This is a genomic window from Propioniferax innocua (assembly GCF_006716235.1).
Lineage (GTDB): Bacteria > Actinomycetota > Actinomycetes > Propionibacteriales > Propionibacteriaceae > Propioniferax > Propioniferax innocua.
Map to the genome: position 1 here is coordinate 240508 of NZ_VFOR01000001.1, position 16857 is coordinate 257364.

The window sequence follows — 16857 nt, forward strand, 5'->3', positions numbered from 1 at the left end:
GGATCGGTGTTCTTACGTGATCGGTGCTCCGATCAGAACTGTGCGGACTCGGTCGAATCCTTGAGCGCCGTGGTGGAGCTCTCGGGGTTCACTGCCGTGGAGATGGCGTCGAAGTAGCCGGTGCCGACCTCGCGCTGATGCTTGGTGGCGGTGTAGCCGCGCTCCTCGGAGGCGAACTCGCGCTCCTGCAGATCGACGTAAGCGGTCATCTGCTCGCGGGCGTAGCCGTGGGCGAGGTCGAACATCGAGTAGTTGAGCGCGTGGAACCCGGCCAGCGTGATGAACTGGAACTTGTAGCCCATCGCGCTCAGCTCGCGCTGGAACTTGGCGATCGTGGCGTCGTCCAGGTGCTTCTTCCAGTTGAACGACGGCGAGCAGTTGTAGGCCAGCAGCTGATCGGGGTGCGTCTCGTGGATCGCATCGGCGAACTGCTTGGCCAGCTCGAGATCGGGAGTACCGGTCTCCATCCAGAGGAGGTCGGCGTACTCGGCGTAGGCACGGCCACGGGCGATGCAGGGCTCGATGCCGTTGCGGACCTTGTAGAAGCCCTCCGAGGTGCGCTCACCGGTGAGGAACTCCTGGTCGCGCTCATCCACGTCGGAGGTGATCAGCGTGGCGGCCTCGGCATCGGTGCGGGCCACGATCAGCGACGGGACGTCGGCCACGTCGGACGCCAGGCGTGCGGCGTTGAGCGTGCGCTCGTGCTGCTTGGTGGGGATCAGCACCTTGCCGCCGAGGTGTCCGCACTTCTTCTCCGACGCCAGCTGATCCTCCCAGTGGACGCCGGCGGCGCCCGAGACGATCATGCTCTTCATGAGTTCGTAGGCGTTGAGTGGCCCACCGAAGCCGGCCTCGGCGTCGGCCACGATCGGCACGAGCCATTCCTCGACGCTCTTCTGCCCCTCGAGGTGATCGATCTGGTCGGCGCGCAGGAGCGCGTTGTTGATGCGTCGCACGACCTGCGGGACCGAGTTGGCCGGGTACAGCGACTGGTCGGGGTAGGTCTGTCCGGCGAGGTTCGCGTCACCGGCGACCTGCCAGCCCGAGAGGTAGATGGCGCGCAGGCCTGCCTTGACCTGCTGCACGGCCTGATTGCCGGTGAGTGCACCGAGCGCGTTGACGAAGCCGTCCTCGTGGATCTTCTCCCACAGCTGCTCGGCGCCGCGGCGGGCGAGGGTGTGCTCCTCCTGCACGGTGCCGCGCAGATTCACAACATCCTGGGCGGAGTAGTCACGCTTGACGTTGGCCCAACGGGGGTTGGAGTCCCAGTCCTGCTGGATCTGTTCGACGGTCTTGGGAGTGTTCATCACAGGTCACCTTCCTTGGTGTGGTGTGCATCGTTGTACGCCCTGATGACTCAACTTTCACTCGCTTCATCACGTTCCGCAGCATGATCCGACGGAAAATTCTGCAGAAATTCGCTATCGTGAATTCATGCGCAATGACGCCAAGATGTCTTCGGCGAGCACGCCGGAGCCAAGCCCTTTCGACCCCTTTTCGTTGGGACGCCAGCTCCGCCACATGCGCAAGAGCCACAACTTGACGCTGGCGGAGGTCTCCGAACGCACCGGCGTGGCCACATCCCAGCTGTCGCTGCTGGAGAACGGCAAACGCGAGGCGAAGATCTCGACCCTGCAGAAACTCGCCCGTGTGTACGACGCCACCATCGACGATCTCACCGCGCCCGTGCCGAGCCGCCGAGCCCAGCTCGAGATCGAGCTGGACCGGTACATGCGGTCTCCGCTGGCCCGGTCCAAGGGCCTGCCCGAGGTCCGCATCTCACCCCGGATGCCCCTCGATGTCCTCGAATCACTGGTGGCCCTGCATCGAGAACTCGCAAGGGAGGCCGCTGAACGCGTCGCGACCCCCGAGGAAGCGCGCCGTGCCAATGCCGGGCTCCGCGAGGAGATGCGTCGTCGCAACAACTACTTCGCTGAGCTGGAGGCCGAAGCCTCCAAGCTTCTGGGGCGCGTCGGCTACGAGCGCGGCCCCCTCTCGCAGCATCTGATCGGGGAGATCGCGCAGCATCTGGGGTTCACCCTGCGGCACGTCGGAGATCTGCCACATTCGACACGTTCTGTCACCGACCTGCGCAATATGCGCATCTACCTCCCCAGCGGTACGTCATCGGACCATGATCCGCGTTCGGTGCTGCTGCAGGCCCTGGGGCATCACGTGCTCGGGCACCACACCCCCGCCAATTACGGCGAGTTCCTGCGTCAACGTGTCGAAACCAACTACTTCGCAGCAGCACTGCTGATGCCGGAGAAGCCGATGGTGGAGTTCCTGAAGCAGGCGAAACAGAACAAGCAGATCTCGGTGGAGGATCTCCGAGACCGTTTCGCCGTCAGCTACGAGGCCGCCTCGCATCGGTTCACAAACCTCTGCACCACACACCTCGAGATCCCGGTTCATTTCCAGAAGGTGCACGAGTCGGGGATCATCTACAAGGCCTACGAGAACGATGGCGTCACCTTCCCGAAGGATGCCCAGGGATCGATCGAAGGACAGCCGGTGTGCCGCCACTGGACCTCCCGGCAGGTTTTCGACGCCACCGACAAGTTCAATGCCTTCGATCAGTACACCGACACCCCGAACGGGACGTTCTGGTGCACCGCCCGCGTCGAACGTGCCGCCGCCGGGCTGTTCTCCACCTGCATCGGTGTCCGCTACCGGGACTCCAAGTGGTTCCGAGGACGCGACACCAAGGAGCACTCGGTCTCCCACTGCCCCGACGAGACATGCTGCCGTCGTCCGCCCGATGATCTGACCGACCGGTGGGCCGAACACTCATGGCCCAGCGCTGCGGCACACGCGCATCTCCTGGCTGCCCTACCCCCCGGGGCCTTTCCCGGCGTCGACGACACCGAGGTCTACAAGTTCCTCGAAGGGCACTCCTGACATGGATGTGCTCCATGTCACACGTGACGAATGCGTGCTGGTGGCGTCATAAGATGTGATTGACGAGTCAAATGACATCAACATGATTCATTGCAGGCCCGCCCGTCATACGTCCGTCAGAGAGCAACGACCGTGGTCCGGCCGGTGCGGCCAGAACCACGCGGTCCATCAGGAGCAGAGAAGGCATGACCCCGGAGCGTCAACCGGACCTGGGTACAGATCCCGACACATGGGATGGCCCTCCAACCGAAGCGATCCTTCCGATCTCGGATGCCCCCATCTCCTCGGCTGGCTCGGAGCCGTCGGTCTACGAAAGCCTCTACCGTGACGAGCAGCCCACGGCACGCCAGCACCAGGACTCGACTCCAGTCACCTTCTTCGCCACCCCGAGCTCTGCGACCTCGCCGTCCACCGGCGCGCAGCCGATCACCACATCGGAATCCACTCGATCGTCGCGACCCTCACATTCACGTGGCTCGAAGATCCTCATCGGTGTCACCACGACCCTGACCGTCCTCGCGCTGGTGCTCACCGCCGGGCTCTTCCTCCTGTCAAGGAACGAACAACCATCGGCTGCTCCCCCCGCCCATCCGACGACAGCGACGCTCTCCCCCAGCGCCGTTCCCTCATCTGAGCCTTCGGCATCGAAGAACGCGACCACCGCACCCCCCATGGTCACGGCACCCATGCCCACACCGAGTGCTACCCGTGACCAGACCGTCTTCCCCGCCGATGCCAAGGAATGCCCGGTGGTCCAGCACGCCTCCGACCCAGTCGCGCGCTCGGCGGCTGGCTCCAAAGCCACCTCCTGCGAATTCGCCGAAGCCGTTCGCGTCGCATATGCCGAACAGGCGAACGACGGTGGCCCGGTGACCATCCAGGCGTACTCGCCGGTCACCGAGCAGTCCTACGAGATGACGTGTGAAGGTGATTCCCCCGTCATCTGCCGTGGCGGCAATGAGGCGGTCGTCTACCTCGGTTGAGGTCGCTTCCCGACGCGCGGCTCAGGTGAGCAGTGTCGCGAACGGTAGAGCGAGCAGCAACGAGTCGACCCGGTCGAGGATCCCCCCGAAGCCGGGAAGCCACTGACCGGCGTCCTTCACTCCGGCCTGACGCTTGAACATCGATTCGAGCAGATCACCGGCCACACCGCCCAGACCGATGGCGATGACCAGGGCCACGGTGATGTTGCCCAGGAGCAACAGCACGAGGGCTGTTCCCACCACGGCGCCGACCAGGCCGCCCATGGTCTTGTTCGGGCTCAGCGGAGACAGCGGCTGACGCGCCCAGGCGAACCGACGCAGTCCCTTGCCTCCGCACCAGGCCGCCACATCGCCGGCGGCCGCACCGAAACAGATGTAGGCCGACAGCTCCCAATTGATCACAAGATGCGAGAGCGACCAACAGATCCAGATGGCTGCGAAGCCACTCATGGCGGCCCGCCACGGCCCGTTCTCGGCGTCTCCTTGCAGGATCGACGGGATGGCCGAGGCCAGCACCGTCAACGGAGCCGCCACGTACAAAGCCTCCGGCCACCACAGGGCCATGGCGGGGAATCCCACCGCACTGGCGAAGAGCAGGAGGGCCTCGGCCCGGCCGAGTTTCGCCATCCGGGTGAACTCCCGCACCGCGAGAAGGGCCATCGCCGCCGCGAGGACAGCCGTCGACCCGCGTCCGAACCAGAGCGGGATGCCCACCATCGGCATGATGAGCGCCCATGTCATCCAGCGTCGTCGGATCTCGGTGCTCCGCGAGATGAGCACCAGAGGCAACGCCAGCAACAGGACCGTGGCGGCCACCGCGACGAGGAACACTCGTTCGCTCTGGATGTCCACGGTCATCCCGAACAGATCGAAGTGGAGCCGCCAGGAACGATCGAAGTCGATGATCCATTCCCAAATGTTCACGCAGCCGCTCCCCGACCGGTCAATTCACTGTGGGTCCCCACGGCGCGTGTGATGGCCGTCGCCACCGAGCCGACCACCATCAGAAGCATCCATCCGAGCATCCACTGCGGCAACGCGCAGGCCACCACCGCCACAAGGCATCGCTCCGTCTTCCCGAACGGTCCACCGTTGCGCCGCGTCGCCCCGGCTCCGGCGGCACTGAGGGAGACGAACGTCGGCAACGTCGCAGCGAGGGCCGCCAGGATGATCCACGCCGCGTGCGATGTTCCGAACACGAGGAATTCACCGGTCGTATCGGTGGACAGGGGCACATATGACGTCCACCCGTGGGGAGTCTCTGCCGCAGGCATCATCAACCGTTGATCCAGTGCCCACAGACCGGCGAACATCAACAGGTCAGAGACCCGATCACCGAACTCGTTGAGCACGAAGCCCCATGGTCTGGCCACGTCACGATCCCGTGCCACGGCGCCGTCCAGGTTCGCACCGGCCAGACGGAGCGCCAGCATCACGAACGCGAGCGGCCACCATCCCAACCACAGGGTGATCGCAGCCAGGGCCGCCGCCACGACGCCAGCGACGGTGAAGGCGTCAGGCGAGATGCCCTTCCTGCGGGCCCACGCGACGATTCCCGCAAGGCGTCGCGTGTACCAAGGTTTCAATCCGTAAAGCCCACGCATCAGCACATCATGGCAGGGAGGCGGCTCACGGCCCCTTCGCCATCACATCGGTGTCAGCCGGCAGGATTCTCCTCAAGAGCGTGATCCGATGCACGATAGGCCACGAGCTCCCCAGGGAGCCCATAGCGTGCGATGGCCGAGACAGCCGACCACAGTATCAACGCACCGATCGCCAAGGACGCGACGCCCTGCCAGCGTCCCCACTCCTCGTCATTGATGATGAACATCCCCATGTGCAATGCCCACGCGAAGGCTGCGCCAGCCACCCAACGACCGCCCTCCATGGGATCGAGCGTGGCTGTGACGACGACCGACATCGCGATCATCGCCACGACCAGGAAGATCAAGTAGAGCACCAGATCGAGTTCCTGACCGAACACCTGGTATCGACGGAGCATGCCTGCCAACCACGGAACCTGGGTGAAAGCGGTCCCAACACCGATGAATGCCCCGGTGCCCACGACGCCGACGCGCTGCCGCATCGTCGGCTGCATGACTGCACGCCAACCGAACTCACTGGCCAAAGCCGTCACGACCAGGCCCAACGCGACCCAGATCACGAGCCAGGCCGGGTCGGCGAAACGCGAAAGCAGCGGATGCGGACGCTGCTCCACGATGGCGTGCTTCAGAGGCCACTTCAACCACGAATACACGTGGACGCAGACCGCGGCGATCCCCGCTCCCGCGCACAGCAGAGCAAAACTCCGTCGCAGCCCTCTCAGATCGAATGAAAGCCCAGGGCGGCACAGCACGGGCCACCCCGCAGCCCGCCCGATCACCAACGTCGCACCTGCGGCGAGAAGCGGCCCGAACGCAGCCAGGTTCAGAACCCAGTAGCCGAAACCGAGCCGGGATTGCGCGACGTACAGGGCGAAGGCGAACACGAGACCGAACACCATCTGACAGCCCGCAGCAGCCCAGACGCCACGAACGTGTGCCGTCTCCTGTTCTTTCTGCGTCACGCGCGAACCCCCGCCGCGAGATCTTCCACCAGGGCTGCCAGCTCGGTGGTGTCGCTGGGGCGACCCTCGTCCTGGGATTTCAGCATCGTCCGCAGCAGGGCCGAGCCGACGATGACGGCGTCAGCGAACTCGGCGGTTTCACGGGCCTGCTCACCGTTCGAGACGCCAAGACCGATCCCGATCGGCACCTCTGGGCACAGATCCCGGATCCGGCTGACAAGCCGAGGGGCTGCCGAGGAGGTCCGGGCACGCACACCGGTGACGCCCATGACGCTGGTGGCGTAAAGCCAACCGCGGCAGGACGCGACGGTGGAGACGATCCGCTCATCGGAGCTACTCGGTGAGACGAGGAAGACCCGATCGAGTCCATGGGCCTCACTGGCAGCGATCCACTCCTCCGCCTCCTCGGGGATGAGGTCTGGGGTGATGACACCGGCTGCGCCTGCAGCGGCCAGATCGCGGGCGAATGCGTCCACGCCGTAACGCTCGATGATGTTCCAATACGTCATGATCACCGACGAGGCGCCACGTTCGGACAGTTTCTCCGCTGCGGTGAACAGGTCTCGTGTCCGTACACCCGCAGCCAGGGCTCGGGTACCGGCGGTCTCGATGACCGGGCCGTCCATGACCGGATCGGAGTACGGCATCCCGATCTCGATGAGGTCACAACCTTCGGCGAGCACCGACATGACGTCGAAGGACGTGGCGACATCGGGAAAACCGACCGGGTAGTAGCCCACGAGAGCGCGTCGCCCCTCTTCGGTCGCGGCCTGGATGATGCGCCCGGACGTGCCGAGATCAAACTGTGCACTCATCGGTTGTCTCCCGTCGTGCGATCAGGCGTGCCGTCGAGCCCGAACCATGAAATGGCCGTGTTCACATCCTTGTCGCCGCGCCCTGACAGACACACGACGATGAGCGGCTCGGCATCCGGATCGGTTTCGGCGAGATGACGGCCCAGCCGCAGCGCCCCGGCGACGGCATGGGCGCTCTCGATGGCCGGAAGGATTCCCTCGGTGCGGCACAGAAGCTGCAGGGCCTCCATGGCCTCGGGATCGTCAACAGGTTCGTAGGTCGCACGCCCGCTCTCGGCGAGCCAAGCATGTTCGGGCCCGACGCCCGGGTAGTCGAGCCCCGCGGAGACCGAATGCGACTCGACGGTCTGGCCGTCCTCATCCTGCAGCACGAAGCTGCGCGTACCGTGCAGGACGCCGACCTCTCCGGAGGTGATCGTTGCGGCATGTCGTCCACTCGCAATACCCGATCCTCCGGCCTCGAAGCCGTACAGCGCCACATCGGTGTCCTCGATGAATTCGTAGAACATACCGATCGCGTTCGATCCACCTCCGACGCAGGCGGCCACCGCGTCGGGAAGGCGTCCGTACGTCTCAAGTACTTGGGATCGAGCCTCCCTCGAGATGACGCGCTGGAAATCGCGGACCATCATCGGGAAGGGATGCGGACCGGACGCCGACCCGATCAGATAGTGCGTGGTGTCGACGCTGGAGACCCAGTCGCGCAACGCTTCGTTCATCGCGTCCTTGAGCGTCTGCGAGCCAGACCCGACCGCCACGACGCGTGCCCCGAGCAACTGCATGCGCGCCACGTTGAGGGCCTGCCGGTCGGTGTCGACCTTGCCCATGTAGACGCAGCACTCCATACCGAGCAGGGCGGCCGCCGTCGCAGTGGCGACGCCATGTTGGCCTGCTCCGGTCTCGGCGATGAGGCGCTTCTTCCCCATGCGGCGGGCGAGAAGCGCCTGCCCCAACACATTGTTGATCTTGTGCGAACCAGTGTGGTTCAGGTCTTCACGTTTGAGGACGATACGAGCGTTGCCCGCATGCTCGGACAGCCGCGGGGCCTCTGTCAGCAGGCTGGGACGACCGGCGTAGCTACGCAACAGATCATCGAGCTCGGTGGTGAAGGCCTCGTCGGCCCACGCCGCCTCCAACGCATCGTTGAGTTCGGCCAACGCACTCTGCAGCGCCTCGGGAACGAATTGCCCGCCAAAACGGCCGAAGTGCCCTCGCTCATCCGGACGACGTGCTGACAGGTCCGTAACTTCCGTGCGGCTCACACCGCCTCCTCACTGGTTGTGGACGCCGATGCCGGTCAAGACCGGGCGGCGGATGGGAGCTGGTTTCAGCCGATCAGCGCACGAACCGCCGCGCGCGGGTCCTTCTGCGTCACCAAGCCCTCACCAACAAGTACCACGTGTGCTCCGGAATCCTGCGCACCACGCGCGTCCGCCGGAGTACGGATCCCGGATTCTGCGACACGCACTGCGCCGGAACGTACCGCCGGAGCAAGCCGGGTGAATGTCGTCGGGTCCACTTCAAGATTCTTCAGGTTCCGGTTGTTGATACCGATCAGTTCAGCGCCGAGAGCATTGGCCCGCTCCAACTCAGCCTCGTCATGGACCTCGACCAGTGGCGTCATACCGAGATCCACGACGCAGCGGTGGAGATTGACGAGCTGGTCCTCCGCGAGCGCCGCAACGATCAACAGGCAGAGGTCAGCTCCATGGGCCCGCGCCTCGACCACTTGGTACTCGTTCACCAAGAAGTCCTTGCGCAGCACCGGGACGCTGACCCGCGAGCGCACTGCGGCGAGATCCTCCAGCGAGCCACCGAACCGATGCTTTTCGGTGAGCACCGAGATCGCGTGTGCGCCACCTGCGGCGTACTGCGCGGCGAGCTGCGCCGGATCCTGGATGCTGGCCAGAGCGCCACGTGAAGGGCTACGACGCTTCACTTCGGCGATCACCGACAGCGAATCATCCCGGAACGACGGCAGAGGGTCCAGCGGTGCGGGAGCGGCATCGGCGCGACGTCGCATCTCGGCGAGGTCTGTGTCGGCCTCACGTTCCCGAGCGTCTGCAAGGGCTCCTTCGACGATATCGGCGAGAACGCTCATTCGTCCTGCCCCAGACCCGCCTTGTTCATGACGCCACCCACCACGGGCGAGATCACGACGAGAGCGGCACCGATGATGCTGATGTTCACGTTGATGGAAGGGAAGCCGTCGGGGCCGGTCAGGAACCCGACCACCATGATGATGAAGCCGACCAATGCCAGCATGGAGCTGACCCATGCTGCGGGAGTACGCCCGTGATGGACCTGTTTGCTTCCGAGTGTGCGCTGCGACATCGTTCGCCTCTCTACCGGCTGGTGGATATTCGCGGCCCATTTTGGCCCATCGGCGTACTAGCCGCCAGTCCGTTCACTGGACGGGCCGGTGATGCCGCCATCATCGGCGGTGGGATCGAGTCCGGCGTCCATGGCCTTCCACAGGTCTGCAGGGTCGTCATCGGGGCTGATCGTCTCCGGTGCCTGACGATCGAATCGGTCCGCGCGGCGACGCCACGACGGCGCCCCGATGACCATGGCCACGGCCCCCGCCACGGTGAGCACGCCACCGGGAAGAGCAGCCCAGTGCCAGCCCGTGGGTTGATGCGGAGCCACATCACCCACCAGTGAGGCATCGGGTGCCTCCCCCGGTCCGGTGAACGCTGCCCACATCATGATGAGCCCCACCAGAGCAAGCAGGACCGCGGTGACCTGTCGGGCACGTGCAGGCAGCGTCGCCGACAACAACCATCCCGCAACGATGACCCCTGCAAGGACGCCGCACAGCGCCTGGCCGGCGGGCGTCGGTGTGTCGACAGCCCCGGGAATGACCTCCGCCGAGCCGTTCCACCACGGCATCATCGCCGCGAGTCCCGCTGTCAACGCCCCGAGCAGCAGCCCGAGGTTGGCGATCATCCGCGTGTGTCGCATCAGGCTCCCCATGCTCGGGCCTGGTTCACCGCGGTGATGACGGCGGCAGCCTTGTTGCGACATTCGAGGTCTTCGGCTTCCGGGTCGGAGTCGGCGACGATCCCTGCCCCAGCCTGGATGTGCACCGCGTCGGGCTTGACCAGGGCCGAACGGATCGCGATCGCACAATCCGAGTCGCCAGCGAGGTTGAACCAACCGACCACACCTCCGTAGACACCACGCCGTGTCGCCTCGAGCCGGTCGATGTGGGCCATGGCGCTGACCTTCGGAGCCCCCGACAGGGTGCCTGCCGGGAAGCACGCGAGGGTGGCGTCCAACGCGCCCGCGTCTGCCGCCAACTTTCCCACCACGGTCGCCTCGAGGTGCATGATGTGGGAGTAGCGCACAACATGCAGCATGTCGAGCACACGAACCGACCCGGGTTCGCAGACCCGCGCCAGATCGTTGCGCTGGAGGTCGACGAGCATCACGTGTTCGGACCGCTCCTTCTCATCGGCCACCAGTTCATCCTCGAGGGCCCGATCCTGTTCCGCCGTCGCGCCCCGGGGGCGGCTTCCAGCGATCGGATGTGTCGTGGCATGCCCGTCCCGCACGGTGATCAGCGCCTCAGGTGAAGAGCCGACGATGTCGAAGCCTTCGCAACGCAGGAGGAACTGGTAAGGACTCGGGTTGAGCCGTCGCAACCGCCGGTACAGGGCGAAACCATCGACGTGCGGCATGTCGAAGCGCTGGGAGACCACGATCTGGAACGCCTCTCCAGCATGCACCTGGGCCACCGCATCGCGCACCATCGCATGGAACTGTTCGGGGGTTCGTTGACGTACCGGCTCGACCTCGGCCACTTCTGCAGGGGTCGTGGTGACTGCTGCTTCACGAGGCTCACCGAGACGATCGATCATCGCCTCGATCCGCGCCACGGCATCGGCGTACGCCCCGTGGACGCGTTCGGGCCGATTGTCGTGATTGATGGCATTGGCGAGCACCCAGATCGCGCCGGTGTGGTGGTCCATCACCACCAGGTCACCGATCAACATCATCGCCATCTCCGGCACGTCGAGGTCGTCCTCACAGGTGTCGGGGAGACGCTCGAGCCGACGCACGATGTCGTACCCGAGGTAACCGACGAAGCCCGATGTGAGCGGCGGCAGATCTGCGTCAGCCAGATAGGACGGATCACTCTCGAGTAGTTCGAGGGTTCGGGCGAACACCTCCAGCGGGTCGCTGCTCTCGGCGCGGGGGAGATCAGAGTCGCCGCTTGCAGCGCCGGGGAGTTCGGCGAGGTGCTTGCCGGTCCACGCGGCTTGGCCGTCGCGGGTGGTCAACGTCGCCACGGTGTCAACGCCGATGAACGAGAATCGCGCAGTGACCCCGGCCTCCACCGACTCGAGCAGGAATGTGCCGGGGCGGTCGCCGCAGAGGTGCCGGAACAGCGAGATGGGGGTGTCGGCATCCGCCATGACACGGGCCGCGACGGTGATGACGCGTCGATCGGCGGCGAGCTCGACGAACTCATCCAGGCTTGGGCGAATGGTCGGCATCATGACTCCTCGTCGTTGCGGATTCCATCGGCGGTCAGCTCGCGGAAGAAGCACGTCCGGTTACCGGTGTGGCAGGCCGCCCCCGACTGCTCCACGAGATACAGCACCGTGTCTGCGTCACAATCCACCAGCACCGTCCGCACCTTCTGCACATGCCCCGACGTGGCTCCCTTGACCCACAACTCGCCGCGGCTACGCGACCAGTAGGTGCCCTCACGTCGTGTGATCGTGCGGGCGACCGCTTCGGCATCGGCCCACGCCATCATCAGGACCTCGCCGGTCCGCGCATCCTGCGTCACGACAGGGATCAGTCCACGATCATCGAAACGCAGCTGGTGCACAAGAGCGTCAAAGAGCGCCTCCTGGTCGACGGCATCGACAAAGTTCTGGGTGGATTCCACTGGCTCGGACACCCGGCCATTCTGGCATCCATCGCGGAGTCAACGGCACATGATTGAGACGCCGGTGACCGGCGACTAGGCTCAGATGGTGGACTTCTCCAAGGACGAACGCGCGAAACTGGCCGATCTGTTCGATGAACTCGGTCCCGATGCCCCGACGCTGTGCGACGGTTGGCTGACCCATGATCTCGCTGCTCACCTGTGGATCCGCGAGACCGACCCGCTGGCCGCGCCCGGTCTTCTCGCCAAGCAGCTGGCGAACCTCACCGAGCGCCGTATGGACGAGACCAAACGACGCTGGGACTACCCCACGCTCGTCGAGCGGATTCGACGTGGCCCTGCACCGTTCTCCATGTTCGCGTTCCCCGTCGTCGATGAGGAGGCGAACACCGCGGAGTACTTCGTCCACCACGAGGACGTCCGACGAGCAAATGGCCGGGGTCCCCGAGAACTTGCGTCGGAGGTCGAGGACTGGTTCTGGCGTCGACTCAAATTGCTGGGACGCGCTCTGTTCCGCTCGGCCGGTATGGGTGTGGTGCTCGAACGCACCGATGAGCAACCCGATTCGTTCCGCGTCAATTCGGGCAATCCGATCGTGACCGTGGTTGGGCGACCGAGTGAGATCACGCTCTACTCCTTCGGGCGGCGCAACGCCGCCGACGTGCGGCTCATCGGTGAGCAGCATGCACTGGATGAGCTCGGACGCACCGATTTCGGTCTCTGAAGCCGACTGACCCTGGCTTCATTCATACAGCCGGGATCGAGATGGCGAAGGTTCACAAAAGGATGATCAGGATGATGATCAGCAACAGCAGGATCACCGCGGCGATGCCACCGATGAGCCATGGCATCGGGAGCGACTTGCCCGACTTCTGCGGTGCCTGAAGTTGCGCGGGGTCCCAGTTCTCCACCGACTGAGTGGAATTCGCCCACCCGCTGACGTTGGTCTGCTGCTGCGGATCGGCCCACCCGGAGGGCGCCGCATCCTGGTGGCCGCCCCAACCGCTCACGTCGGTCTGACCCTGTTCGCCCCAGCCAGTGACCGGTGCCTCGAAGTTCCAGTCCGAGCGCGGTTCCGGCTGTGACGGTGCCGGCTGCTGCTGCGTCGGCTGTTGCCCCAAGGATTGCTGCGGGATCGACTGAGGATCCTGCGGCATGGCATCGGGCTGCGGGGCCCCATGGGCCTGCTGGGGCATGTCCGAGGTCTCCGTGCGTTGCTCACGAGCAGCGCGCAACGCCTCGAGCTCCTCCCCGCTGAGCGGATTGAGGCGCGTCGCTTCCGGATCGGGCTGGTTGTGACTCATTCCTGCCTCCTTGTGGGTCGCCTCGGCCGTGGGGTCACGGCCAAGGTCTCAGGACAACTTCTCGACGATCAGCTCACGGACGCGGGCCGCATCCGCCTGTCCCTTCATCTGCTTCATCACAGCACCGATGAGAGCGCCGGCAGCTTGAACCTTTCCACCACGGATCTTCTCGGCGATATCAGGATTCGCGGCGATTGCGTCATCCACCGCGGCGGAGAGGGCACCATCGTCACTGACGACAGCCAGACCACGTGCATCGACCACCTCGGCGGGTTCACCCTCACCGGCCAACACACCGTCGATCACCTGACGCGCCAATTTGTCGTTGATGACCTTGTCATCCACCAGCTTCTGCAGGGACTCCACCTGCTGTGGCGTCATCCCGACCTCGGTGAGCTCCACACCCTGCTCGTTGGCACGGCGAGCCAGCTCGGTCAGCCACCACTTGCGCGCCGACTGCGGTGCGCATCCGGCCTCGACGGTCTCGGCGATCGGATCGACAGCATCGGCCGCGACGACGTCACGCATCTCCAGCTCGGAGAAGCCCCAGGCCTCGGTCAGACGCCTGATCCGCTGGGTGGGAGGTTCAGGCAGTGTCCCACGCAGTTGCTCCACCCATTCGCGGCTCGGCGCCACCGGAACCAGGTCGGGCTCGGGAAAGTAACGGTAGTCCTCGGCGGACTCCTTGGGGCGCCCGGCGGTGGTGGCACCGGTGTCCTCATGCCACATGCGCGTCTCGAGTGCGACATCCTGCCCCGCGTCCAACACAGCTGCCTGACGCTCGACCTCGTGACGCACCGCGCGTTCGACCGACCGCAGCGAGTTCACGTTCTTCGTCTCGGTGCGTGTGCCGAACTCAGCGTCGGCGCTGGCGCGCAGCGACACGTTGGCGTCGCACCGCAGGTTGCCCTGCTCCATGCGCGCCTCGGAGACCCCGAGAGCCTTGATCAGATCGCGCAACGTCTTGACGTAGGCACGAGCGACCTCAGGGGTCTTCGCGCCGGCCCCGACGATGGGTTTGGTGACGATCTCGATCAACGGCACACCGCACCGGTTGAAATCCATGAGGGAGTGCGATGCCCCCTGGATCCGTCCGGTGGCACCGCCGACATGCGTCGACTTTCCGGTGTCCTCCTCCATGTGCGCGCGTTCGATCTCGACACGGTGGATCTCCCCGTCCACCTCGACGTCCAGGTAGCCGTCGAAAGCGATGGGCTCGTCGTACTGGGAGATCTGGTAGTTCTTCGGCATGTCCGGGTAGAAGTAGTTCTTGCGCGCGAATCGGCACCACTCGGCGATCTCGCAGTTCAGGGCGAGACCGATCCGGATCGCCGATTCCACAGCCTTGCCGTTGACCGTGGGCATCGCACCGGGGAGGCCGAGGCAGACCGGGCAGGTCTGCGAGTTCGGGGCGGCACCGAAGGCGGTGGAGCACCCGCAGAACATCTTGGACGCGGTGTTGAGCTCCACGTGCACTTCGAGCCCCATGACCGGGTCGTACCGGTCCACGGCCTCGTCGAAATCAACCAGATCGGTCACTTGGCCGCTCCCTTCAGCTCGGGGGCCCGGCTCAACAGCGGGCCCCCCCAGACCTCTTCGTTCGCACGTTCCAGGGCCGATCCCACGCGGTAGAGCCGGTCATCTGCACGAGCCGGAGCCATCACGTGGAACCCGACCGGCATCTGATCGTCTTCACTGAGCCCCACCGGGAAGGACGCCGAGGCATTGCCCGCGAGGTTCGACGGAATGGTGCACAGGTCGTTCTTGTACATCGCCAGCGGATCATCTGTGCGCTCCCCGAGCCCGAACGCCGTGGTGGGCGTGGTCGGTGAGACCAACACATCAGCCTTCTCGAAGGCGGCGTCGAAGTCACGCTGGATGAGCGTGCGGATCTTCTGTGCGCTGCCGTAGTAGGCGTCGTAGTAGCCCGCGGACAGGGCGTAGGTCCCGATGATGATGCGACGCTTCACCTCGGCACCGAAACCGGCTCCTCGTGAGAGCTTCATGACATCCTCCGCCGAGTGCGTGCCATCATCGCCGACGCGGCGCCCGAAACGCATCGCCTCGAAACGAGCCAGGTTCGATGAGCATTCCGCCGGGAGGATCAGATAGTAGGCCGCCAAGGCGTACTCGAAGTTGGGGCAACTCACCTCGACGATCTCGGCACCGAGGTCAGCCAACTGGTCGACCGTGCGCCCGAAGGCAGCCTCCACTCCGGGCGCGTAGCCTTCGCCGCCGAGCTCGGTGACCACGCCGATACGCATGCCCGAGACATCACCGCTGCGTGCGGCGTCCACCACCGGAGGGGTCGGCTCGTCCAGCGAGGTGGAATCGAGCGGATCATGCCCGGCAATGATCTCGTGGAGCAGAGCGGTGTCCAGAACAGTACGTGCCACGGGCCCGGGCTGGTCCAAGCTCGATGCCAGGGCGATCTGGCCATAACGTGACACGCCGCCGTAGGTCGGCTTCACCCCGACCGTTCCGGTGAAGGCACCGGGCTGACGGATCGAACCACCGGTGTCGGTGCCGATCGCCAACGGTGCTTCGAACGCGGCCACGGCAGCGGCCGAGCCGCCGCCGGAACCACCGGGTGTGCGTTCCAGATTCCAAGGGTTGTGGGTCGGTCCGAAACCGGAGTTCTCGGTGGACGACCCCATGGCGAACTCGTCCATGTTCGTCTTGCCCAGGATCACGACGCCGGCGTCGAGGAGTCGCTGGGTGACCGTCGCGTTGTAAGGGGCGTGGTAACCCTCGAGCATCTTCGAACCCGCGGTCGTGGGGACGCCGACCTGCGTCATCACATCCTTGAGAGCGAGCGGGACACCTGCGAGCGGGCCAAGCCTCTCGCCCGCAGCGATACGGGCATCAACCGAACGAGCCTGTTCGAGAGCGCCTTCGCGATCGACGTGCAGGAAAGCCCTGATGTCGGCGTCAACGGCGTCGATACGATCAAGGTGAGCCCGGGTGACCTCCTCGGAGGTAAGTCGCCCTGCGGCGATGTCAGCACCCAGTTCGGCGGCAGTGCGGTGCAGGATTTCAGTCACTGGCTCTCCCCCAGGATTCGCGGTACACGGAAACGGTCCTCTTCGGCCGCGGGCGCCATGGCCAAGGCATCAGCGACGGGCAATGATTCAGCCACCACGTCGTCACGGAACACGTTGGTCAACGGCTGGGGGTGGGAAGTGGCCGGCACATCACTGGTGTCGATCTCACCCACGCGCGCCACTGCTTCGAGGATCACATCCAGCTGCGGCGCGAGTTGCTCCAACTCATCGGGGCTCAGCTCGATCCGGGCCAGTCTGCCCAGCCGCTCCACGTCCGACACGCTCAGTGCCACCGACTTCTCCTGTTCGTTCGGGGACTACCCGGGTCATCCTAGCCACAC

The 16857-nt window shown here is 65.2% G+C and carries 18 protein-coding genes; 3 read left to right on the forward strand and 15 right to left on the reverse strand.

The window, feature by feature from the left end:
* Window positions 1-32: 32 nt before the first annotated feature.
* Window positions 33-1307, reverse strand: a complete 1275-nt coding sequence (gene aceA / locus FB460_RS01115; protein WP_142092297.1) for an isocitrate lyase — start codon at window positions 1305-1307, stop codon at window positions 33-35.
* Between the two features lie 127 nt (window positions 1308-1434).
* Between aceA and FB460_RS01120 the strand changes: the two genes are divergently transcribed.
* Together FB460_RS01120 and FB460_RS01125 are read left to right on the forward strand one after the other, a co-directional pair.
* Window positions 1435-2901, forward strand: a complete 1467-nt coding sequence (locus FB460_RS01120) for an XRE family transcriptional regulator (protein ID WP_142092298.1) — start codon at window positions 1435-1437, stop codon at window positions 2899-2901.
* Between the two features lie 185 nt (window positions 2902-3086).
* Window positions 3087-3884, forward strand: coding sequence for a superantigen-like protein SSL4 (locus FB460_RS01125; RefSeq protein ID WP_142092299.1), 798 nt, complete (start codon window positions 3087-3089; stop codon window positions 3882-3884).
* 21 nt (window positions 3885-3905) lie between these two features.
* Here the strand turns inward: FB460_RS01125 and FB460_RS01130 are convergent, their stop codons facing one another.
* The 10 genes from FB460_RS01130 to hisI form a co-directional block, all read right to left on the reverse strand.
* Window positions 3906-4808, reverse strand: a complete 903-nt coding sequence (locus FB460_RS01130) for a phosphatidate cytidylyltransferase (protein ID WP_211345781.1) — start codon at window positions 4806-4808, stop codon at window positions 3906-3908.
* Window positions 4805-5488: a CDP-alcohol phosphatidyltransferase family protein gene (locus FB460_RS01135; protein WP_142092300.1), complete on the reverse strand. Its 684-nt coding sequence runs from the start codon at window positions 5486-5488 to the stop codon at window positions 4805-4807. Before FB460_RS01135 ends, FB460_RS01130 begins: the two co-directional genes overlap by 4 nt.
* Before the next feature lie 53 nt (window positions 5489-5541).
* Window positions 5542-6450, reverse strand: a complete 909-nt coding sequence (locus tag FB460_RS01140; RefSeq protein WP_142092301.1) for a hypothetical protein — start codon at window positions 6448-6450, stop codon at window positions 5542-5544.
* Entirely contained in the window at window positions 6447-7265 is an 819-nt protein-coding gene (gene trpA / locus FB460_RS01145) for a tryptophan synthase subunit alpha (RefSeq protein ID WP_142092302.1), read from the reverse strand. The genes FB460_RS01140 and trpA overlap by 4 nt, the downstream gene beginning before the upstream one ends.
* A complete protein-coding gene (gene trpB, locus FB460_RS01150; protein WP_142093281.1) occupies window positions 7262-8503 on the reverse strand; it encodes a tryptophan synthase subunit beta in 1242 nt (413 codons plus the stop codon). Before trpB ends, trpA begins: the two co-directional genes overlap by 4 nt.
* A gap of 89 nt (window positions 8504-8592) precedes the next feature.
* A complete protein-coding gene (gene trpC, locus FB460_RS01155; protein ID WP_142092303.1) occupies window positions 8593-9366 on the reverse strand; it encodes an indole-3-glycerol phosphate synthase TrpC in 774 nt (257 codons plus the stop codon).
* Window positions 9363-9599, reverse strand: a complete 237-nt coding sequence (locus FB460_RS01160; protein ID WP_142092304.1) for an HGxxPAAW family protein — start codon at window positions 9597-9599, stop codon at window positions 9363-9365. Before FB460_RS01160 ends, trpC begins: the two co-directional genes overlap by 4 nt.
* A gap of 57 nt (window positions 9600-9656) precedes the next feature.
* The gene (locus tag FB460_RS01165) at window positions 9657-10229 is read right to left on the reverse strand and encodes a Trp biosynthesis-associated membrane protein (RefSeq protein ID WP_170209895.1); all 573 of its coding nucleotides are present in this window, start codon (window positions 10227-10229) and stop codon (window positions 9657-9659) included.
* Window positions 10229-11767 carry a chorismate-binding protein gene (locus FB460_RS01170; RefSeq protein ID WP_142093282.1) on the reverse strand — a complete coding sequence of 513 codons (1539 nt, stop codon included), beginning with the start codon at window positions 11765-11767 and terminating at the stop codon, window positions 10229-10231. Before FB460_RS01170 ends, FB460_RS01165 begins: the two co-directional genes overlap by 1 nt.
* Entirely contained in the window at window positions 11767-12180 is a 414-nt protein-coding gene (gene hisI / locus FB460_RS01175) for a phosphoribosyl-AMP cyclohydrolase (RefSeq protein ID WP_425466944.1), read from the reverse strand. The genes FB460_RS01170 and hisI overlap by 1 nt, the downstream gene beginning before the upstream one ends.
* 76 nt (window positions 12181-12256) lie before the next feature.
* Between hisI and FB460_RS01180 the strand changes: the two genes are divergently transcribed.
* On the forward strand, window positions 12257-12892 hold the full coding sequence (locus FB460_RS01180) for a TIGR03085 family metal-binding protein (protein WP_211345782.1): 636 nt from the start codon (window positions 12257-12259) through the stop codon (window positions 12890-12892).
* A 52-nt stretch (window positions 12893-12944) separates the two neighbouring features.
* Here FB460_RS01180 and FB460_RS01185 read toward each other — a convergent pair whose 3' ends face one another.
* The 4 genes from FB460_RS01185 to gatC are packed head-to-tail and all read right to left on the reverse strand — an operon-like array spanning window position 12945 to window position 16809.
* Window positions 12945-13472, reverse strand: coding sequence for a hypothetical protein (locus FB460_RS01185; RefSeq protein WP_142092307.1), 528 nt, complete (start codon window positions 13470-13472; stop codon window positions 12945-12947).
* A 48-nt stretch (window positions 13473-13520) separates the two neighbouring features.
* Window positions 13521-15011: an Asp-tRNA(Asn)/Glu-tRNA(Gln) amidotransferase subunit GatB gene (gene gatB / locus FB460_RS01190; RefSeq protein ID WP_142092308.1), complete on the reverse strand. Its 1491-nt coding sequence runs from the start codon at window positions 15009-15011 to the stop codon at window positions 13521-13523.
* The gene (gene gatA, locus FB460_RS01195; RefSeq protein ID WP_142092309.1) at window positions 15008-16516 is read right to left on the reverse strand and encodes an Asp-tRNA(Asn)/Glu-tRNA(Gln) amidotransferase subunit GatA; all 1509 of its coding nucleotides are present in this window, start codon (window positions 16514-16516) and stop codon (window positions 15008-15010) included. Before gatA ends, gatB begins: the two co-directional genes overlap by 4 nt.
* Window positions 16513-16809 (reverse strand): Asp-tRNA(Asn)/Glu-tRNA(Gln) amidotransferase subunit GatC, encoded by a 297-nt coding sequence (gatC, locus tag FB460_RS01200; protein WP_142092310.1) that lies wholly within the window; start codon window positions 16807-16809, stop codon window positions 16513-16515. The genes gatA and gatC overlap by 4 nt, the downstream gene beginning before the upstream one ends.
* Window positions 16810-16857: the final 48 nt, after the last annotated feature.

Excerpts from the sequence above, each read along its gene's own strand:
- aceA (WP_142092297.1), bottom strand. The coding sequence starts at position 1,307 with ATGAACACTCCCAAGACCGTCGAACAGATCCAGCAGGACTGGGACTCC.
- FB460_RS01120 (WP_142092298.1), top strand. The coding sequence starts at position 1,435 with ATGCGCAATGACGCCAAGATGTCTTCGGCGAGCACGCCGGAGCCAAGC.
- FB460_RS01125 (WP_142092299.1), top strand. The coding sequence starts at position 3,087 with ATGACCCCGGAGCGTCAACCGGACCTGGGTACAGATCCCGACACATGG.
- FB460_RS01135 (WP_142092300.1), bottom strand. The coding sequence starts at position 5,488 with ATGCGTGGGCTTTACGGATTGAAACCTTGGTACACGCGACGCCTTGCG.
- trpA (WP_142092302.1), bottom strand. The coding sequence starts at position 7,265 with ATGAGTGCACAGTTTGATCTCGGCACGTCCGGGCGCATCATCCAGGCC.
- trpC (WP_142092303.1), bottom strand. The coding sequence starts at position 9,366 with ATGAGCGTTCTCGCCGATATCGTCGAAGGAGCCCTTGCAGACGCTCGG.
- FB460_RS01160 (WP_142092304.1), bottom strand. The coding sequence starts at position 9,599 with ATGTCGCAGCGCACACTCGGAAGCAAACAGGTCCATCACGGGCGTACT.
- FB460_RS01165 (WP_170209895.1), bottom strand. The coding sequence starts at position 10,229 with ATGCGACACACGCGGATGATCGCCAACCTCGGGCTGCTGCTCGGGGCG.
- FB460_RS01170 (WP_142093282.1), bottom strand. The coding sequence starts at position 11,767 with ATGCCGACCATTCGCCCAAGCCTGGATGAGTTCGTCGAGCTCGCCGCC.
- FB460_RS01185 (WP_142092307.1), bottom strand. The coding sequence starts at position 13,472 with ATGAGTCACAACCAGCCCGATCCGGAAGCGACGCGCCTCAATCCGCTC.